Here is an 18,915-nt window from a genome sequence, read left to right as displayed (position 1 = left end):
CGGTAGACATTGAGTAGAGATCCGTGGCCACCGCAGTCAGGGACGCGTCACGCCCTGCCCTACCTCCCCACAGAACCGGAATTGAGCCTGCACGATTACATCGGCATCCTGATCGGTGCGCGCGGCATGATAACTGCGATTGTTGCGATCTCGCTTTTAATTGGCGCTGCCGTGGCTTTTTTGTCATCTCCAGTGTTCGAGGCCGACGCATTAGTCAAGGCAGAAGAGGAGGCGAACACCCTATCCGCCCTGGATCAAGTCAACTCCCTGTTTGCAAACCAGTCCCCGGTCAACGCAGAGATCGAATTTCTCAACTCCCGGCGAGTACTCGGCAGAACGGTTGACAATCTACGCCTCGACGTAAAAGCGACTCCCCTCTATTTCCCACTGGTCGGTGAGTTTCTGGCCCGCCGTTTCCAGGGGAGCGAAGGGGATCTAGCCAAACCGCTGCTCGGCCTTGAGGGCTACTCCTGGGGTGGTGAATGGATCGAAGTCGCGGAACTGAATGTGCCGGCGAACCTGCTCGATGCCACCCTGACACTGATGATACTGGATTCCCAGCGTTATCGACTATTCGATCCGGACGGTGAACTGCTGCTTGAGGGACAGGTGGGCGAGAGCCCGCAGCCACTCCCGGGGACGGCCGACCTGCGGCTCAGGATCAGCGGGCTGCAGGCGCATCCGGGAAGCCGGTTCAACCTGGTTCGACAGGCACGGCTAACAGCAATCAAGGCGCTAAAGGGTCGTTTCTCCGCGAAGGAAACAAGCCGTCAGTCGGAATTGATTCGGTTGACGCTGTCGGGGTCGAATCGTCAGGAAACCGCAGTGATCCTGAATGAGATCATCCGTATATTCGTGGAACAGAAGTCAAGATTCCTCTCCGTGGAAGCGGAAAGGACCCTCGATTTCCTGAAGGACCAGCTTCCCGAGCTACGCGCCGCTATGGAACGGGCTGAGTCCGCTCTCAATGACTTTCGCCTGAAACAGGGGTCTGTAGATCTGCCGCTGGAGACACAATCCGTCCTGAAAAGCACCGTGGCAGTTGACGCACAGACCACGGAACTGCGCCAGAATCGGGATGAGCTGCGACAAAAATTCACTGAGGCTCATCCCAGCATAGTGGCGCTGGATGCCCAACTGACGCGTCTGCGCCGGGAGAAACGCAACCTGATATCAAAAATCAAGGATCTGCCTGAAACACAGCAACAGATGTTGCGACTGTCCCGCGACGTTGAGGTTACAACCAAACTCTACACGGAGCTGCTCAAAAGTGCCCAGGAACTGCGCGTTGCTAAGGCAAGCAGTGTCAGCAATGTACAGATCATCGATCCGGCATTGACGTCGAGCGAAGCGGTCAAACCCCGCAAAGCCCAGATTCTTCTCATCGCCCTGCTGGCAGGGTTATTCATCGCAATACTGAGCGCCTTCATACGCCGTGCACTGGAACTGAGCTTATATGATCCGAACCAGATCGAGGCCAGGCTCGGTATTCCAGTATTTGTGGCACTGCCCAACAGCAAAGCACAAAGACACCTGAAGAGACTGCAAAAGAAAAGCAGTAATGCTATATCACTCCTTGCGGTAATACAGCCTGACGACCCAACTGTGGAGGGATTGCGAAGCCTGCGTTCGACCCTGAATCACGCGCTCGCACAGGTACCGAACCGGCTGCTCCTGGTAACGGGACCCAAGAGCGACGTCGGCACAAGTTTTGTGGCAGCGAATCTGGGCGTAGTGCTGGCCAGTGGGGGGGATCGCGTCTGCATCATCGATGCGGATTTGCGCAATGGAAGGCTCAGCCACCACTTCGGAAAAAAGAACGAGCCGGGCTTAACAGAAATCCTGCTCGGGAATCTGACACTGAACGATGCATTGCAGAAAACCAGTCTCGATCACCTGCATCTCCTTCCCGCTGGCGGATCAGCTGAAAACCCTGCGGAGCTTCTGATGAAGAAGCGCTTTGCGAAAGTGTTGGATACCATGCAGACTCATTACGACCGCGTGATCCTGGATTCCCCACCTTTGCTTGAAGTTGCCGACGCGGTGATATTAGGCCAGCACGCCGGCGCTGCCCTGCTGGTAGTGAAGGCCGGTGAGCATAACCTGTCGGAACTTGAGCACTCGGCCAAACGCCTGTGGCAGGGCGGGGTTGAGCTGCGCGGAATTGTAGTCAACGGGACTAACAGCGATCAGCGTGACAAACACCATCCCCGGGGATGATGGGTAATTTGCACATGAATTTCCATCATATCAATGAACACCTGATGGAGATCATCCGTGGCGCGACGACCGCCTTCGTATTAAAGGTCATAGCCGCAGGGCTGGCCTTCGTACTGAATATTCTGCTTGCACGTCAACTCGGCAGCGAGGGCGTGGGTATCTATTTTCTCGCCCTGGCTATCATCACTTTCGGCAGTACCCTGGGTAAGTTCGGCACCGACATTCTGGCCATGCGGGAGGTCGCCCGACAGGCTGCAAGGGGCGACTGGTCGATGATATCGGTGCTGCACCGCCACTGTCTGCGCATCCTCCTGACGGCGGCACTGCCGGTAGCCCTGCTGACAGCCCTCCTGTCCGACACCATTGCGTCGGATCTTTTCGGCAAGCCACAACTGGCAGAGCCTCTACTATGGATGTCTCTCGGCATCATCCCCCTGGCTGTGTTCAACCTCTATGCACACTCACTGAAGGGACTCAAACGAATCAAAGCGGCAGTGTCTGTGCAGAGCGTCTGGCTACCGGCGCTCGCCATCCCCGGAGTCCTGATCCTGACCCCGGCTTTCGGCGTTGTGGGAGCCGCCTGGGCCCATGTAGGAGCTGCACTCCTCACTACAGCCATCGCCATATTATTCTGGAAGGGTGCTCTGCAGAAATCCCCTGTCTCAGGTGGAAAGTCGCTGCCCCCTGCCCTGCTCAACAGCGCCCGACCATTACTGGTGATTGCCCTGCTGGCCCTCGCGATCAAATGGTCATCAACTTTTTTTCTCGGATTGTGGGGGACAGCGAGCGATGTCGGCATTTTCAACATCGCCCAGCGCACGGCCCTGCTTACAAGCTTCATCCTGATTGCGGTAAACAGCATCTCCGCACCAAAATTCGCGGAGCTGCATCAACGTGGCGACATGCAGGCACTGGAGGCCACTGCAGTGGGCGCGGCGCGGCTCATGACCCTGCTCGCACTGCCGGTTCTGGCTCTATTTCTGCTTTTCCCTGACTGGGTACTGCGATTGTTCGGCGCCGAGTTCGCAGAGGGCGGCACGATTCTCTCCGTCCTTGCCCTGGGCCAGTTCGTCAACGTGGCCACAGGTTCCGTCGCCTATCTGCTGATGATGACCGGCCACGAGAAGCTGATGAGAAATAATATTATTTTCTGCGTAGCAATCAATCTGGTATTGAACCTGATACTGGTGCCGCGATACGGGATTATGGGGGCGGCGGTGGCAACCTCCGTCACCATGGCAAGCCAGAATCTCGTTGCCGCAATCCTGGTATGGCGAAATCTGGGCATTGTCACCCTGCCCTTTACAGCACGAATGGGTAAACGGGAGTCACAAGTGTAATGGATCACAGCAAGTGAACTCACGCTCTGTGAAACCGATCGATGTAATGATAATCGGAGCCGAGAAATCGGGCACCACCTCGCTTGTTCGATATGTCGGAAGCCATCCCCAGGTCTGCACCCATGACAAACGGGAGATGAACTACTTCGTCAATGACGAGGAGTTCGAAGAGGGATATCCGGCTGCCCATGCCCGCTATTTTTCCCCCTGTACAGATACCGGGATCAGGATTATCGCCAAGAGCGTCGCAGTCAGCGGAAACCCAACCGCCGTGCAGCGCCTTCATGCACACAATCCCGACATGCATTTGGTAATGGTGTTGCGCAACTCAATCGACAGGGCCTATTCCGCCTATTGGCATGCCAAACGTCGAGGCTGGGAGGATGCAGCAGATTTTGAGACCGCCATCGCTCGGGAACTGTCGGCGGATTGTGATGAATCCAAAGACGGCGATGGTGGCACAACCTACCTTAGAAAAGGGATCTACGCTGATCAGATAGCGGCATTACAGATGATTTTCAGCCCCCGGCAGGTGCATGTATTTACGTTTGACGAATTAAAGGAGGATCCGCTGAGCATCTGTCGTGTGCTGTTTTCAGTGATCGGCGTGGATGAAGCGTTTGAACCTGATGTCTCAGTACGCTTCAACAAGGCAGCCCAAGCCAGGTCACCGCAGCTGGCCAAAGTGCTCTCATATCGCGGCAAGATTAAGAAAATCATCCGTCGTCTGCTGCCTCGCAGGGTATCCGACAGACTGAAACAGCGTCTTGTAGCCTGGAACGAGAAACCGCTGCAGACTCCGGCCATGAAAGCGGCAACAAGACGCAGACTCGAAGCCTATTTCAACCCGCACAACAGACGGTTGGAAACGTTGACCGGTCGCCCGTTTGACTGGTGATTCCAGACCGATGATCAGCAAGAAACAGGGCTTGTATTGCCCATTGCCAATCGGACGGGAGGATAGTCGCACGCTCATCGAACATTGGCATTTTTCCAACAATAAAGGTTTGTAACATGTATCTGAATGAAATCATTCCAATAGCGATCGAAGCGGGCCGGGCCATCATGGATGTCTACGCCAAAGAGATCGACGTACAGACGAAATCGGACAACTCCCCGCTCACCGAAGCAGATCTTGCATCGCATAACATCATCGTAGAATCGCTGCACAAGCTTGACCCGGATATCCCGGTGCTGTCAGAGGAGTCAGATAGCATCCCCTTCGAGGTGCGCCGTACCTGGACCCGTTTCTGGCTGATAGACCCATTGGACGGCACGAAGGAGTTTATCAAGCGAAATGGTGAGTTCACGGTAAACATCGCACTCATCGAGAACAACCAACCGGTGTTGGGTGTGGTCTATGCACCAGCGCTGGATCTGCTGTTTTACGGCAGCCTGGAAACAGGCGCATTCCGGCGCAACGGTTCGGGGGAAGCTCATGCGATTTCCGCCACCCGAACCAGACAGAGTCCCGTGCGGGTAGTGGGCAGCCGTTCCCACGCTGGAGAGAGTTTAAAACACTTTCTCAACGAACTCGGCCCCCACGAACTGATCAGCATGGGCAGTTCCCTGAAGCTCTGCCTGGTCGCTTCCGGTGAGGCGGACATCTATCCCAGATTGGGGCCCACCTCTGAATGGGATACAGCTGCTTCCCAAGCGGTAGTCGAAGCAGCTGGAGGAAGGGTGACTGACACCGCAGGCAACATGTTGCGGTACGGTAAAAAGGAATCGATGTTAAATCCCTATTTTCTGGTATTCGGCGATAGTGGATACCCCTGGCATGAGCACTGCGGGCAGTCGTGAATAGAAACCAAAGCAAGTGCCCAAACACCGTGATGAATTGATTTTGGAGCAGCGAGGCACAGGATTCAGGGCAAGGGTAAAGTCAGTGGGATCTGCTGTGCTGGCTTCCGCACTGTTTTTGGGATCATTTGCCAAAGTGCAGGCTGGGGTCATAATCGAAGTGGACAGCCGGACACAAGCGCCATTAAATCACAGTGTCTACGGATTCAACACCAACCTTGCGCCAGGTCATTTCGGATTTCTCGATGACGAATTCATCAAGCATATCGGGCCTCTGCAACCGCTAATGTTGAGATTTCCTGGAGGCACCGTAGGTAATTTCTACCACTGGGCAGAAGAGGGATTCCGCCTTGAAGAGATGGATATTACACGCGCGGCGAGTCTCAATCAGGAGAATCTCGACAGATACTGGTCGCTGCAGAATTTGAGAAAGGGACGCCTCTCGTTCGATGACTTCATGCTGCTTTGCGAACGCTTTGGCATCGAGCCGCTGGTAGTTGTGAACCTATCTACCGGCACACCGGAAGAGAGCGCGGCTTGGGTGCGCTACGCTAAACAGAAGGGATACAAAATAAAACGCTGGGAGCTGGGTAACGAGTTCTATATCCGTATATACCGTGACCTGATTGGCGGTCCCGAGGACTACCTGGAAATAGCACGTAGACATGCGGATGCCATGCGCTGGGAGGATCCCGAGATCCAACTGGCCGTCCCGGTATCAGGGACCGGCTTCTTTGCCGATTCAGGATCCAAAGGAGATTATCGACAAGAATGGGACCAGGCCATGACGAAGGCTGACTTTGCCGATGCCATAGCCGTGCACGCCTATTGGCGAATCCCGGATTCGGACAACCTTGACACCCTCTACCATGACCTCTTTTCCCGGCTTGAACAGCAATGGGATCCGGCGATGAAATACTATCGGGATCTATACGGCGACCTGCCACTGTGGCTGACGGAATGGAACATCCGCGGATTCGGTAATCGCGCCATGAACAATACGCAGTTGCATGCCATGTTCATAGGCGACCATTTTATCCGCATCCTCAACAGCGACACCATTACACTCGCCAACTATCATCAGATAGCAGCCAGGGGCAAATGGCCTTCACTCTTTTCCAAAGCGAAGAAAGAGGACATGGCGCCAAAAGGTGAAACGGTAAAGCGGGCTGCGTACTTTCCTTTTCAGCTAATCGGTGAAGTACTCGCCAAAACAGACAGCCGTTACGATTTTACTATCGGCAACAACCCGATGATCAAGGGAAACCAGGAATACCCGGCAGGATTTTCTGCAGTCAATGCTTCGGTCCTGAGTGGTGCGGGGTCGCAATGGTATTTCCTGCTTCTCAACCGGAGCAGCACCGAACAGATGCTGAAGGTGCAGATCAACGGCACAAGACTCGCGGGGCAGTGGCAGCTGGATTGTGTTGCCAACAGAGATCTCGCCGCCACCAACGGTGGGAGCAAAACGGCCCCCTCGACTGCTCCGCCTGAAGTGGCGATTTCGCACCAGGCAGGAGAATGGGACAAACTCCTGTTACCGGGCAATTCATTCTGTTCAGCTATCTTTGATGATGCGCTGATCAACTGACTGGGAATTGGATCGTCGTGTGGACCGCCTGATATTTAACGTTGTACTGATTCTCGGCGCCTATCTGCCCTTCGAATCGTTGATGATGCGTTACCTGCCGGGCGCTGAGTCCCTGCAGTCCATTCTGTTCGTAGCGGTGGAGGCGTCGATCTATCTGCTGTTCGTTCTGCTGCTGACCACTCGCCTTGGAGACGGACGGCCTTTCAGGCGCACCCTGGTCGATCTCCCGCTGTTGTTGTTCATAATGATTGCATTTGTATCGTTGGTAAAAAACGGCTCCGACCCCGTCCCGGCTGTTACCAATCTTCGCTCACTACTTCGCTATGTGGTGCTCTTTTATATCCTGGCCAACCTGAGGTATAAACCAGAGCAGATCAGAATCGTCTTTCGGCTGATCATCATTCTGGGTCTTATTCAGGCCACCATCGCAATCGTACAGTTCCTCGGCGGAGAGGGTATCAAGCAGTTCTTCTATCTACGCCTGATGGATACCGAAATCGCCGGCAAAACCCTGCTTAGCAGAGATCCAACAACGGATCGAGTCGGCGCCGGCATCGGCACCCTCGGGCAACCGGGTATCCTGGCGATGTTTCTACTTGTTTCCCTGTCGGTTGCTGCAAGCGATTTTTTCATGGAGAGATCACGCCCGCTGCGGGAGACGATTTTTCTCGTCGTGGCGATAGCTTTGCTGATTCTGGGCATACTCACCACCTACAAACGGGCAGCGATAATGCTGGGGGCCATCATCCCCATATTGGCACTGCTGCTCTCCGGCGACAGGCGCCGAATAGTACCGGGTATGTTATTGCTGATGATTGGGGGTGCCCTGATGATCGCTGTAGACAGTGCGATGGAGAGTGGAAACATCGTCTCCGGGCGTGAAGCACGGGAGCACCAGGTTGCGGTGTTTGAACTGATGCGCCACCTCATGTCGGAAGAGTATTGGGCCAGGTCCGCATCCGCTTCCCGACTCTGGTTCTTCAGAGAAGCGCTCGTTAGTATATTCGGATCAATCAACCTGCTGGGATTCGGGCCTGATCCCGGTCACGCCATCCAGTTGTTTGTTGCAGACCGTTCCGGACTCAGCCAACTGCTCACCTACAACTCCTACAGAGACGTCTACTGGATGGCGCTGCTGGTTTATTTCGGAATCCTGGGTTTCAGCATCTGGATGTTCCTGCTCTGGCGACTGGGACGCAATGCAAACCGTATTCGCAGATCGCAGCTGCCCGTAACACCGACAATGCGAAAGCTCGCCGTCACCGTGCTGATTCTTATTGTTGTCACTTTCATCTACACATTTGTCGAGCGGACGCTCGTCATCCGTGCGTACGCGTTTTATTTCTGGTTTCTCGTCGGATTGCTGTCAGCTTCCGGATATGGGTGGAACAAAGATAACGCCAAGCCCCCCATCGAAACATCATGAGCACTATTCTGAGCATCTCGCAAATCAATTTTATCCGTGGCGGATCGGATAAATACCGGTGCGAACTAAACAAGCTACTCTCTGATAACGGTTATGAGATTATCCCGTTTTCGGCACAGCATCTGAACAACCAGGCAAGTGCCTGGAGCCGATATTTTCCACATGGCGTCAACTTCGACAACCCTTCAGCGGCGGATCTTCTGCGATATATCTACTCAAGACCTGCGGCCATGGCCATCGCCAGACTGTTGCAGGAAAACCGAATCGACCTTGCCCATCTTCATATCTATTACGGACAGCTTACCGCCTCCATTCTTGCACCGCTGAAGAGACGGGGTATCCCAATCGTACAGACGCTGCACGAGTTCAAGCTTGTGTGTCCGACTTACGGACTGGTGACGGCTGACGGCCCCTGCGAAGCCTGTGCCGGTCGGCATTTCTGGCGAGCGGTACAAAACCGCTGCAATCGGGGTTCACTGGCACGCTCCTGTCTGAGCGCCGCAGAATCGTACGTCTCCCGTTGGTTTGGCGCCAGAGATAAGATAGACCACTTCATCACTGTTAGTGATTTTCAGCGCAGAAAGTTAATCGATCTCGGCGCACCGGCCGACAGAATTTCCACCGTACACAATTTCATCGATGCCGAGTTGGTTCAACCCAACTTCGAACGAGGCAGTTATTGTCTCTACTTTGGGCGCCTGGAGAAAAGCAAAGGTCTCTGGACACTGCTCCGTGCGGCGGAACAGTGTCCAGAAGTACCGCTGTACATTGCAGGTGACGGCAGCGAACATGAGGCACTCAAGCAGCACCTGTCCAAACCGGGAATGGAACATGTACATTATGTTGGCTTCAAGCAGGGAGAAGAACTCAGCAAACTGATCCGCGGCAGCATCTGTACCATTACCGTGTCAGAATGCTACGAAACCTTCGGCCTGGCATTGATCGAGTCCTTCGCCCACGGGCGGCCCGTGGTGGCCAGTCGCATGGGCGGTATGCCTGAAGTCGTAACAGAAGGTGAAGATGGTTTCCTCATCGAAGCAGGCGACCACCAGGCGCTGGCAAAGTGGATAAAGTGGATGTCAGAGCATCCGTCCGAGGCGATCGAAATGGGTCGCAAAGGCAGGAAAAAAGTTATCGAACAGTTCTCACCGCAACGGCATCTGGCACAAATCGAGGCGGTCTACGGAAAGTTCCTGTAAGGGCACTGGTCCTTCAGGGTTTCGGGGGAAAAAATATGGCATTGCCCAATCTGATCATTGCAGGCGTAAACAAGGCGGGGACCACCTCGCTCTTCTCCTATCTTGCTCTCCACCCGGAGATAGGTGCATCGAGGATCAAGGAGACTTGTTACTTCCTGCCTCTGCGCTATGCTGAACCGATGGCACCGCTTGAAGAGTACGAGGCGCAGTTCAGTGACACTTTGGGTGAACGCTACATCATGGAGTCGACACCGGGTTATTTCTACGGCGGCAAACCCGTGGCGCAGGCGATCAAAAAGACCCTCGGCGATGCGCATATAATCCTGATGCTGCGCGAACCTGTCGGGCGCTTGCTCTCCTTCTACCGCTTCAAGAAGACTATGCTCGAACTGTCTGCCGATCTTTCGCTGGAGTCCTACCTGAAGCACTGCCGTAAAATGACGGAAGAAGAACTCTCCCAACGGGAAAACAACATATGGTTCGGTATTGAGGGAGGACGTTATGCCAACTACCTGGAACCCTGGTTTGAAGTGTTCGGAGAACGTCTGAAAGTGGTTTTTTTCGATGATCTCTGCACAGATGCACCAAAACTTCTGCATGAGATCTGCAGGTGGCTGAAAATCGACGAATCGCCATATGATGAAATCAGTCTCGGCGTGGAGAACAAGACAGTGCAGTTTCGCAACCGGACGCTACAGCGAATCGCACTCTGGGTAAACGACAAGGGCGAGCAATTCTTCCGCGGCAACCCTGGAGTAAAGCGGGTGCTGCGACGATGGTATCAGTCTATGAATACCGCGCAGCGGCGCGAGATCATAAGCGATGAACAGAAAGCCCGCGCGAAGGACCTCTTCCTGGAGTCCAATCGTCAGCTCAACAACATTCTTACCGAACGGGGATACACAAATCTCCCCGCCTGGCTTGAACAGAACCCAGACAAGCGTGCATAGGCAATGAGAGACGAGGAGTGCCAATTACTATTCATTGTCGGTGCCTCACGCAGCGGAACCACCATGCTCAACCGCATTCTGGGACAACACCCTGCGATTCTTGCACTGAACGAACTACACTTTTTCGGTGAGCTCTGGGATCCCCGTCTACCGGATCTAAACTGGAATCGCGTTAGCGCTGAAGATGCCGCCGCCGTTCTGCTGCAGCGTGTCAGGCATGGTATCTTCTCCGGAGTGCCGGATGCAGATGCACGGGAACAAGCCGGGAGACTGATCGCAGACTTATACCAGCAGCAGTCCACTGATAACTTTCCAGCAGCAGCCCTGTTCCGCCATGTGTTGAGCCATCTCCCGGAGCGGGATGGCGAAATGCTGATTACTGATCAAACACCACGCAACATCTTCTATGCGGCAGAGCTGCTTGAGCAGTTCCCGGAATCACGCGTGGTACAGATCATGCGCGATCCCCGTGCGGTGCTCTTTTCACAGAGAAAACGCTGGACGAAAAAATGGCGAGGCGCCGCAAGCATGCCTTGGAAAAACGTCCTGCGTGTGCTGGTGAACTATCACCCCCTCACCATGATCAAACTGTGGAGCAAGGCGGTACGGCAGGGACACAATCTGAAGGATCACCCGAGATATCACGAACTGAAATTCGAGTCTCTCACCCAGGAACCGGAGGAGCAACTCACGTCACTCTGTTCCTTCCTGGGTATCCCGTTTGACGAGCGTATGCTCGACGTACCCCAAGTCGGTTCCTCCCACTCAGAACATAATATCGAGAAACGGGGCATCTCAGCATCGTATTCAGCAGACTGGCGCGGCCATCTTCCAAAAGGCGACATCCTGATCGCAGAAAAAGCCGCCGCCGGACTGATGCAGGAGCTTGGTTACGAACCCGTTGCCCGCTCCGGATGGTATCCCTGGCTGGTGCTGCCGTTACTGCGCTTCCCACTCCATGTTCTCGGGGCAGTTATCGCCAACCCGAAACGTACACTTATCCAGTTGAGGGCGTTGCTGGGCGGAGGCAAACACAATGATCGCACAGATTGACAAACACTATGTAAAGACAAGGCCGGGACGATTGCTGCCGCGTCTGATCAGCTATCTGCTCTTCGAGGGACGGCCACTGACGACAAAGGGACGCTGGATCAATCCACTGGTCTTTGGCATCCATGGTGTAGCGAAAAGGCTTCCGCAGTTGAAGCCGGTTGAAAAACCCATCTATATCATCGGCACAGGGCGCAGCGGCACAACCATCCTCGGAGTGCTGTTATCGATGCACAGGGAGGTGGGCTTTCTGAACGAACCCAAGGCCCTCTGGCATTCGGCGTACCCGAATGAGGACCTGATAGGAAACTACAGCAGCCTGCCAGCAGACTACCGCATGAACGAGACACACGCGAGTGATGAACTCAGGATCACCCTGCAAAGACTCTACGGTGCCTACCTGCGTATGACAGGGTCACGCAGGGTGGTCGACAAGTATCCGGAAATAATCTTCCGCACCCCGTTTATCAAGGCACTGTTCCCAGACGCCCGTTTTCTATTCCTTGCACGCAATGGGTGGGATACCTGCACCTCCATAAACCGTTGGTCGCAACGACTGGGGGTTCACAAGGGCGATGAGACCCATGACTGGTGGGGAAGAGATGACCGTAAATGGCGACTGTTGGTGGAACAGCTGCTGCCGGAGCATCGGGATCTTGCCAGCCATCAGGACGAGATTATGGCCTTCGACAAGCATACCGACAGGGCAGCCGTTGAATGGATCATCAGTATGAGGGAGGGACAGCGCCTGTGTGAGAATAACCCTGATCATGTCATGCGAATCGACTACGAGAAATTGACGGCAGATCCGGACACCTGGCTCTCGGACATACTCAGCTTCTGCGAATTACCTGCGGACGAAAAATTTCTCGAATATGGGAAAGATACCCTGCGTCCCGTACCAGCCCGCCAACCGTTTGAATTAGCAGCCGTGCTACGCAGTCCGTTTGAAGAGACACAACGCGTGCTCGGTTACGAATAAAGATCTGTGGGACAGAGAATAATTCTCCGGGATAGTACTCAAACAGGATGTCGGGATATTTTACAGCAGCATAATCCACCAACTGCATATAAAAATAATTTCTGTATAATCAATATGTTGTCTGCTTTTTTTCGAGAATAGAGGAATATATTTCCCATATAATTGTAAATTCCGCGTAACAAACACCCGACATTAATGAACACACTTCCTTTTTATGTCGGAATCCTTTACATGCAGACAGCATCTGCTGGCTGCCGCTCGTAAACACATCCTATTTTTTCATAATATTCAAGTAGTTAGACTGAAATTTAAATTCTGGCATATGACTTGCTTATATCCCTGTAAATCAACAAGAAAGAAGTGCATTTCACTATTTACAAGTAGCGTGCACTCTCCACATTACCAACGACTAACATACGCCGGGGCGGGAACAAGACATGAAACTATCACAAGCAATGTACGGAATCGTGTTGACTCTCGGATTACAGGGAGGGGCCTACGCAGGGGCGGTCACCTGGGATTTCACCGGAACCTCCGCATGTGATGAGTCGTTGAGCACAGGAGGGGTCAGCACCGACGCTGTGAACTGCACCACCTCTGGTGAGACGCTGATCCTCAATGCTTTTGCCCAGGTAAAAAATCCCGACGGCAGTTTCTCCCCGACCTTCAATAATGCCAAACTGACCCGCAATAGCGACAATGGTCTCGGCGTTAACAAGGAAGTGAGCGATAGCAGCGCCCAGATCGATAATCAGGACAACATCGACCTGATACTCTTCGATTTCGATTTTTTCCTGGAGGATCTGACCATTGAATTCGGCAGCGTCTCCAGCAGCGATCACTTCTCCCTTTGGCTTGGCAGTGGCCTGGACGCCCTCTATGCCGACGCGGGTAACGGCATCGACAGTTTTACGGATCTCAACTTCGTCACCCTGGAGAGCATCGCCGGGTTCACCAAAACCACTGGACAGATCAGCCTCAGTAATCCTTTCAGCCTCTCAGGACTTAGCGGGGTCGACCAGATGATCATCGCGCCCGCCATTGGCCAGACCGACGACAAATTTCGCATCAAACGAGTCAGTGTCGTGCCGGAACCTTCAAGCCTGTTTCTATTCTTCGCCGGACTGTTTTTACTCACCGCATTCAGCAGCAGGCGTAAAACGGTAGGACAGCGCTTCTCTCCTCGCCTCAAATAGCACTCGATTGCAGAAACCCTGGTGCGCACGGTGCACCCTACGTTCTACCCCGCTGCAAGCAGACGGGGTATTAAATTGTAGGCATAATGGATTGCAGCAAGCTGCGGGGAATCAAACCCAAAGAGATTGAATGAGAACAGGAAGAGGCTTCAGCCAGCCAACAGCCAATTTGCGCTGACCACAGTGCCACGATCTTGATCGGTCTCAATGAAAAATCTGCCGCCCAGTCCTTCAACCCACTCAGGCATGCTATACAAACCCAGCCCGCCGTTTTGATCGGGAAAACTTTTCGCGTAGACCTCAGTGAGATCAAAGCCCCGCCCATCGTCCTCGATCGACAGCAGTAACTCGTCACCCTCTCTGTGCAGAGTGACCAGTATTCTCGTGGCATCGGAGTATTTGACGGCATTGTTCAACGCCTCCTGCACCACACGAAAAATCGCGGTTTTGTACTTGTCTGGAATCTGATCCTCCGACACTGTAAACGACGTGTCGATGGTAAATCCCGGCTTCGTCTCACGCAGGCGCCTACAGTGGCATTGAATGGCCAGAATAACGCCAAGGTCATCCAGCACAGAGGGACGAAGCGCCATGCAAATATTACGAACTTCGGCAAGCGACTCCCTAACCAACAGGGGCAATGAGGAAAGATTCTCCCACTCATCACCCAGATGCTCCTCGGCAGTTTCCCGTTCGATATGGGTAACGCAGCGCTGTACGCGCAGGCTGATTTCGGTCAGCGACTGGCAGACGGAATCGTGCAGTTCCCGCGAGATCCGCTTTCGTTCCGCCTCCTGGGCATTGAGCAGGGAGAGTGGAAGATTCTCCGAACCCGAACCGGAATGACTTCTGTCACAACCAGCAGTGCGGGCATCGGCCAATTCCACCGGACTGAAGTCGAGGCTCTCATACCGCTTGACCATTTCAGGCATGCTGTTGGAGCCCAGACGTACCTGCCGCCCACCAACAGACTCCTTAACGACTTTCAGTCTTTCCATCCGTTATATCCCCCGTAATTTATGGCCAAGTGCTATGTTTTCTATTTCACGCCCGTTTGCCGTCCGCTACGCCAGGCTGTTATTTGATGAAATAGCATGCAAACCCTGTGCCACAACAAAAAACCAGCACCACCAGCTTGATATATGTCACATTTCCTGAGACCCATCCAGCGGAAAAATACCCAGTGGAAAGTATCCCGACACCGTAAATACCCTAAGGTCTTTTAATAACTTATTGTTTTTTCAGGGTTTTTTACTTCATTACTTCTGGTGCCACGACAAATATCTGTAAAGAATACCGACATCACCCCATCTTGATATTTATATCTTATTGTTTTTTATAGATTTTATTTTAAACCAATAGCCTATCCGCAAGCGGTTCGCCCTGTTTCTTAAGATAAAATTAAGGTTCACCCTACCCATCATAGTAGGGTTTCACCAAATTGATCAATACCTGAAACAATATTTAAATATATCGGCAGCGGGCAAGCACGATTAAAAGGTAATTTCAATGCGCTGCTTCATGATTTAGCCATTATTTAACTTTAAATTGGCGATTTTATGACTTTGGTCGGCATGTGTGATGGGGAATGGTCAGCCAGGAATTAAAATCAATCGCATGAAGCAGAATACGGGACTGCCCCGCTGGTCCTGTTAATCTCGGAGGAGAGAAAAATGAAGAAGAGGATCTTATTATTAGGACTCGCAGTCGCGATGCCGCTGTTTAGCAGCCAGGCATCGGCAGCGGTAAGGCACCTGCATCTCGCTGCCACTGACGGCATGATGTATCTGCCTAACCACAACGGGTATGCGCCAAATACGCCGGCCACAGGGGGTGTCTACCAAGCTGCAGGAGACTACCGCAAGGTCTATATTCGCGGCTTCTGCGATGACGTGGATGGCACTGCGGCCCAACCGGGCTGTGCCAACATGCCGGCACCGATCATCGACGTGAATCAGGGCGACGATGTCTTCGTCCATCTGCGCAACATCGGCAACGCCAATCCACTGGCCCCGGTAGATCCACACACCATCCACTTGCATGGTCTGCACGTCTCCACCCAGAACGACGGTTTTAACGAGACCTCCTGGGAAGTGCCTACCTGTAATGATCCGGTCTTGAATGCTGATCCAGTCGCGCAACAAGCCTGCCTGGATGCTGGGAATGACGTCGGCACCTACTACTTCAAGGCCCAGAAACCCGGCACTTACATGTGGCACTGTCATGTGGAAGCCTCCGAGCACATCACCATGGGCATGTACGGTGCGATGGTCATCCGCCCCCGCGGTAAAAAGAACCAAGGCAAGCGTGTCTACGGTTTCGACAAGGATCGCTACGATCGTGAATTCATCGTGCTGCTCTCCGACATCGACACAGCGGGTCACGATGCCATCCAGACCGACTTCGATGGAGCTGCCTTCGCCGGTCTGCCTTATGGTCCCAAGACACCGGCAGAGATCGCTGAAGTCGAGAGCTACAATTTTGCCGACCACCAAGCCGATTGGTGGATGGTGAACGGCCGTGCCTTCCCTGATGTTCTGCTGCCGTTGAAGGATATGGCCGCCTGTAATGCGGCCAGCCGAACCGCCGACCCGGCAACCGGTGACTTCGAAGGCTGTAACGGCCGTGCTGAAGGACCACCCACCGGCATGCTCACCGGAAGCAACAACGATCCTGCGATCCCATTCAGGGGTAAGCGCTCCAACTATGCCGCTACCATCGAGGCCAACTGGAACGAACGGGTGCTGATGCGCATCATCAACATGGGTTACCAGGAGGTTCCCTGGCATATCCACGGCGCCCACTTCTCAATCGTCGGTAAGGATGCAAATCCCTTTAACTCTGACGATCAGAAACGGGAGATGTACACCGTGCACGTCGGCTCTGGCGAGACCTACGACGTGATCCTGCCAACCAGCAGCCTGGCCCGGGTGGGCATGAACGCCACCCAGTCATTCACCAATGGCCAAGGTGGCGGAGCCAACGAATTCGGCTTTGATTGGGGCGCAATCGATCCTAACAATGTCGACCAAAACCTGCTCGACCAATGGTATCCGGCGCATAGCCACAACGACTACACGGTGACCAATAACGGGCTCTACCCCGGCGGTCAGGCTCAGTTGATTCACATCAGCAACACGATTCAATAGCCTTAAGCCGTTATCGTCAACATGAAGAGAGCAGCGCGAGCTGCTCTCTTTTTTCAGGCGATCGTCCTACACGGATCTATTCTTAAACCGGGATTTCGTAGAAATGCAAGTGAGGTATCCCATGAATTACAACAAGTGGCCTTCAATCCTGATTGCCGGCAGCCTCGCCCTGCTGCCTGTGACAGTTCCGGCACAATCCGTTCATCATCACGCATCACATGCCGATGAACATGCCGCAAACAAGAGCGGCAGCGAAACAGAGACGAAGTTCCACAGGGGACTCAACGTGGAACGCCTGCTGATAAAGCAACCGACCGCCAAAGGGGTGGAGATCGAGTTGAGCTATCGGATCGTGGAGGTGGAAGAGCTGCCGGCACATCCCATGGCAACCTTTATTATCACTGAGGAGAGAGAGGCCGAAAACGAAAAGCACCTCGAACAGAACGAAAACAGAGAGACTGAAAAGAAAGAGATTACAGAATTCGTGAAACTTGACCGTCTGCAGATGATCGCCATGAGCGTGTCCCTGGAAAAAGCGGCCGAGATACCGGCGTCCAAACTCACTTTTTGGGACAAAAAGGGACTGGTAACGCCAGGCAAACCGGTAGTGGTGGCCGTGGCTGGATTGGAACAACATGACATAGTGCCAAAAAAGGGAGCCGGGTATATCCCTAGCGGCGCATTGGAAGCAGAGCGGCTCAAGGCTGAAAGGGAAAAACCACCGGCGGGGGCATCGCTGCAGGTCATCGATGCGAAGCTAAGCGGCAACGGAGGCCTGTTGAATGTCCAGTTCCGCTCCAAGGGCATCAAATCGATGGATACAGCTGGCAAGAATACTTACGTACTCGACCCGACAACGGGCAACCGCTACTCCGTACTTCGGGTACCCAGGCTCGGCCTCATGGCACCTAAAGATCTAAACCAGCTCGGTTCCTCTTTCATGGTGATCCACAACCGGAACAATGAGATAAAAGCGGGACAGAAAGTCAGCATCGTCGTTGCCGGTGCACGCCAGGACAATATTTTGATTTTGGAGAATTAGACATGGATACGATAAAGAAAACAGCTTACTGCCTGCTGGGTCTCGGCCTCTGCGTGGGCATGCAGAGTCCCCTGCTGGCAGAGGAGCAGAAAGTTGACGACCCGGACAAAAAACTCTATCCCGGCGCGATTTATGTCACGAACCAGGGCATGATCTCCGACTTGGCGGTTCCACTTGGGGCACCTGTAAACCAAAGCAAGGTCGATGGAGTCGATGTTCGCCTGTTCGTACTCAGGGCCGAATCGCCGGCACGGCATCAACCAGGAGCCAGGGGGCCCACCCACCTCTTCAACATCACCTTCTCGGAAGATAATAGTGGAGGGCTCATCAAGGAGGCGCTGGGCGCACTGGTCATCGAGGGCCATGGCGAGCCACAGCGCGTCGCCCTGCGTTCCCACGAATCGCACCATCGCGCCTTTGCCCGTTTCGATATGGAAGGTGAATACCAGGTCAGCGTCGAATATGTTGTACAGGGCCGAAAAAACCGAACCGAACCCACTTCCTTCACCTATAAAAGAAAGACTCTGAAGGCTGACCAGAACATGCCGAATGAGCACATGAAGCATCAGCACAATGGCTAGTCAACGTCCGTCTACGCCCTGTTTTACCCTTTCCCCTCCCCTACAGGGGGAGGCGGACAATTGCCGCATCCTTAAGCAATTCCAACAGCTTCTTGCGCTTTTACTGATCATGGTAATGGCGGGCGGTGCACTGGCAGATGCTGTGGATGAGCATGGGTTGAAACATACTCAAATGCACTCTACCCCTGCTTATGCATGCCCAATGCATCCTCAGGAAACGAGCCATAAGCCGGGTAGTTGCGCAATCTGTGGAATGTTTCTGGTGAAAGCGGAGACGGAGACTACCGGCGCGGCAACGATGCCAGCTGCTGCAGAGACGGCAGAAGAGCATGTCCACAAGCATAGTGATCCAAGCTATGTCTGCCCAATGCATCCCGAACAGACCA

15 protein-coding genes are annotated in these 18,915 nt (G+C 53.7%); 14 read left to right on the top strand and 1 reads right to left on the bottom strand.

Features of this window, described 5'->3' with window-relative positions; all coding sequences use genetic code 11:
• Positions 1-9 precede the first annotated feature (9 nt).
• From HPY30_15480 to HPY30_15430, 11 genes are all read left to right on the top strand, one after another.
• A complete protein-coding gene (locus tag HPY30_15480) occupies positions 10-2,220 on the top strand; it encodes a polysaccharide biosynthesis tyrosine autokinase (GenBank protein QYZ67257.1) in 2,211 nt (736 codons plus the stop codon).
• Between the two features lie 14 nt (positions 2,221-2,234).
• Positions 2,235-3,560 carry a flippase gene (locus tag HPY30_15475; GenBank protein ID QYZ67256.1) on the top strand — a complete coding sequence of 442 codons (1,326 nt, stop codon included), beginning with the start codon at positions 2,235-2,237 and terminating at the stop codon, positions 3,558-3,560.
• Between the two features lie 46 nt (positions 3,561-3,606).
• Positions 3,607-4,458, top strand: coding sequence for a hypothetical protein (locus tag HPY30_15470; protein QYZ67255.1), 852 nt, complete (start codon positions 3,607-3,609; stop codon positions 4,456-4,458).
• A gap of 116 nt (positions 4,459-4,574) precedes the next feature.
• Positions 4,575-5,363 (top strand): 3'(2'),5'-bisphosphate nucleotidase CysQ, encoded by a 789-nt coding sequence (gene cysQ, locus HPY30_15465; GenBank protein QYZ67254.1) that lies wholly within the window; start codon positions 4,575-4,577, stop codon positions 5,361-5,363.
• A 16-nt stretch (positions 5,364-5,379) separates the two neighbouring features.
• Entirely contained in the window at positions 5,380-6,954 is a 1,575-nt protein-coding gene (locus tag HPY30_15460; GenBank protein QYZ67253.1) for a hypothetical protein, read from the top strand.
• A 19-nt stretch (positions 6,955-6,973) separates the two neighbouring features.
• Complete coding sequence (locus tag HPY30_15455; GenBank protein QYZ67252.1) at positions 6,974-8,380, top strand: hypothetical protein; 1,407 nt, start codon at positions 6,974-6,976, stop codon at positions 8,378-8,380.
• The gene (locus HPY30_15450; protein QYZ67251.1) at positions 8,377-9,579 is read left to right on the top strand and encodes a glycosyltransferase family 4 protein; all 1,203 of its coding nucleotides are present in this window, start codon (positions 8,377-8,379) and stop codon (positions 9,577-9,579) included. Before HPY30_15455 ends, HPY30_15450 begins: the two co-directional genes overlap by 4 nt.
• A gap of 35 nt (positions 9,580-9,614) precedes the next feature.
• Entirely contained in the window at positions 9,615-10,529 is a 915-nt protein-coding gene (locus HPY30_15445; protein ID QYZ67250.1) for a hypothetical protein, read from the top strand.
• Positions 10,530-10,532: 3 nt separating this feature from the next.
• Complete coding sequence (locus HPY30_15440; protein ID QYZ67249.1) at positions 10,533-11,582, top strand: sulfotransferase; 1,050 nt, start codon at positions 10,533-10,535, stop codon at positions 11,580-11,582.
• A 43-nt stretch (positions 11,583-11,625) separates the two neighbouring features.
• The gene (locus HPY30_15435; protein ID QYZ68081.1) at positions 11,626-12,561 is read left to right on the top strand and encodes a sulfotransferase; all 936 of its coding nucleotides are present in this window, start codon (positions 11,626-11,628) and stop codon (positions 12,559-12,561) included.
• A gap of 437 nt (positions 12,562-12,998) precedes the next feature.
• Entirely contained in the window at positions 12,999-13,757 is a 759-nt protein-coding gene (locus HPY30_15430; protein ID QYZ67248.1) for a PEP-CTERM sorting domain-containing protein, read from the top strand.
• Positions 13,758-13,906: 149 nt separating this feature from the next.
• Here HPY30_15430 and HPY30_15425 read toward each other — a convergent pair whose 3' ends face one another.
• Complete coding sequence (locus tag HPY30_15425) at positions 13,907-14,755, bottom strand: sensor histidine kinase (protein ID QYZ67247.1); 849 nt, start codon at positions 14,753-14,755, stop codon at positions 13,907-13,909.
• A 714-nt stretch (positions 14,756-15,469) separates the two neighbouring features.
• Here HPY30_15425 and HPY30_15420 point away from each other — a divergent pair.
• From HPY30_15420 to HPY30_15410, 3 genes are all read left to right on the top strand, one after another.
• Positions 15,470-16,906, top strand: coding sequence for a multicopper oxidase domain-containing protein (locus HPY30_15420; GenBank protein QYZ68080.1), 1,437 nt, complete (start codon positions 15,470-15,472; stop codon positions 16,904-16,906).
• A 121-nt stretch (positions 16,907-17,027) separates the two neighbouring features.
• Positions 17,028-17,948 (top strand): hypothetical protein, encoded by a 921-nt coding sequence (locus HPY30_15415; protein ID QYZ67246.1) that lies wholly within the window; start codon positions 17,028-17,030, stop codon positions 17,946-17,948.
• Between the two features lie 2 nt (positions 17,949-17,950).
• Positions 17,951-18,529, top strand: coding sequence for an elongation factor P-like protein (locus HPY30_15410; protein ID QYZ67245.1), 579 nt, complete (start codon positions 17,951-17,953; stop codon positions 18,527-18,529).
• The last annotated feature ends 386 nt before the right edge of the window (positions 18,530-18,915 follow it).

The sequence above is a fragment of the Gammaproteobacteria bacterium (ex Lamellibrachia satsuma) genome (assembly GCA_019623805.1).
Taxonomy (GTDB): domain Bacteria; phylum Pseudomonadota; class Gammaproteobacteria; order Chromatiales; family Chromatiaceae; genus QGON01.
The sequence above is the reverse complement of the archived record's forward strand: the minus strand, read 5'-3'. Positions and strand labels throughout refer to the sequence as shown.

Excerpts from the sequence above, each read along its gene's own strand:
- HPY30_15415 (QYZ67246.1), top strand. The coding sequence starts at position 17,028 with ATGAATTACAACAAGTGGCCTTCAATCCTGATTGCCGGCAGCCTCGCC.
- HPY30_15425 (QYZ67247.1), bottom strand. The coding sequence starts at position 14,755 with ATGGAAAGACTGAAAGTCGTTAAGGAGTCTGTTGGTGGGCGGCAGGTA.
- HPY30_15430 (QYZ67248.1), top strand. The coding sequence starts at position 12,999 with ATGAAACTATCACAAGCAATGTACGGAATCGTGTTGACTCTCGGATTA.
- HPY30_15470 (QYZ67255.1), top strand. The coding sequence starts at position 3,607 with ATGATAATCGGAGCCGAGAAATCGGGCACCACCTCGCTTGTTCGATAT.
- HPY30_15410 (QYZ67245.1), top strand. The coding sequence starts at position 17,951 with ATGGATACGATAAAGAAAACAGCTTACTGCCTGCTGGGTCTCGGCCTC.
- HPY30_15475 (QYZ67256.1), top strand. The coding sequence starts at position 2,235 with ATGAATTTCCATCATATCAATGAACACCTGATGGAGATCATCCGTGGC.
- HPY30_15450 (QYZ67251.1), top strand. The coding sequence starts at position 8,377 with ATGAGCACTATTCTGAGCATCTCGCAAATCAATTTTATCCGTGGCGGA.
- cysQ (QYZ67254.1), top strand. The coding sequence starts at position 4,575 with ATGTATCTGAATGAAATCATTCCAATAGCGATCGAAGCGGGCCGGGCC.
- HPY30_15440 (QYZ67249.1), top strand. The coding sequence starts at position 10,533 with ATGAGAGACGAGGAGTGCCAATTACTATTCATTGTCGGTGCCTCACGC.
- HPY30_15445 (QYZ67250.1), top strand. The coding sequence starts at position 9,615 with ATGGCATTGCCCAATCTGATCATTGCAGGCGTAAACAAGGCGGGGACC.
- HPY30_15420 (QYZ68080.1), top strand. The coding sequence starts at position 15,470 with ATGCCGCTGTTTAGCAGCCAGGCATCGGCAGCGGTAAGGCACCTGCAT.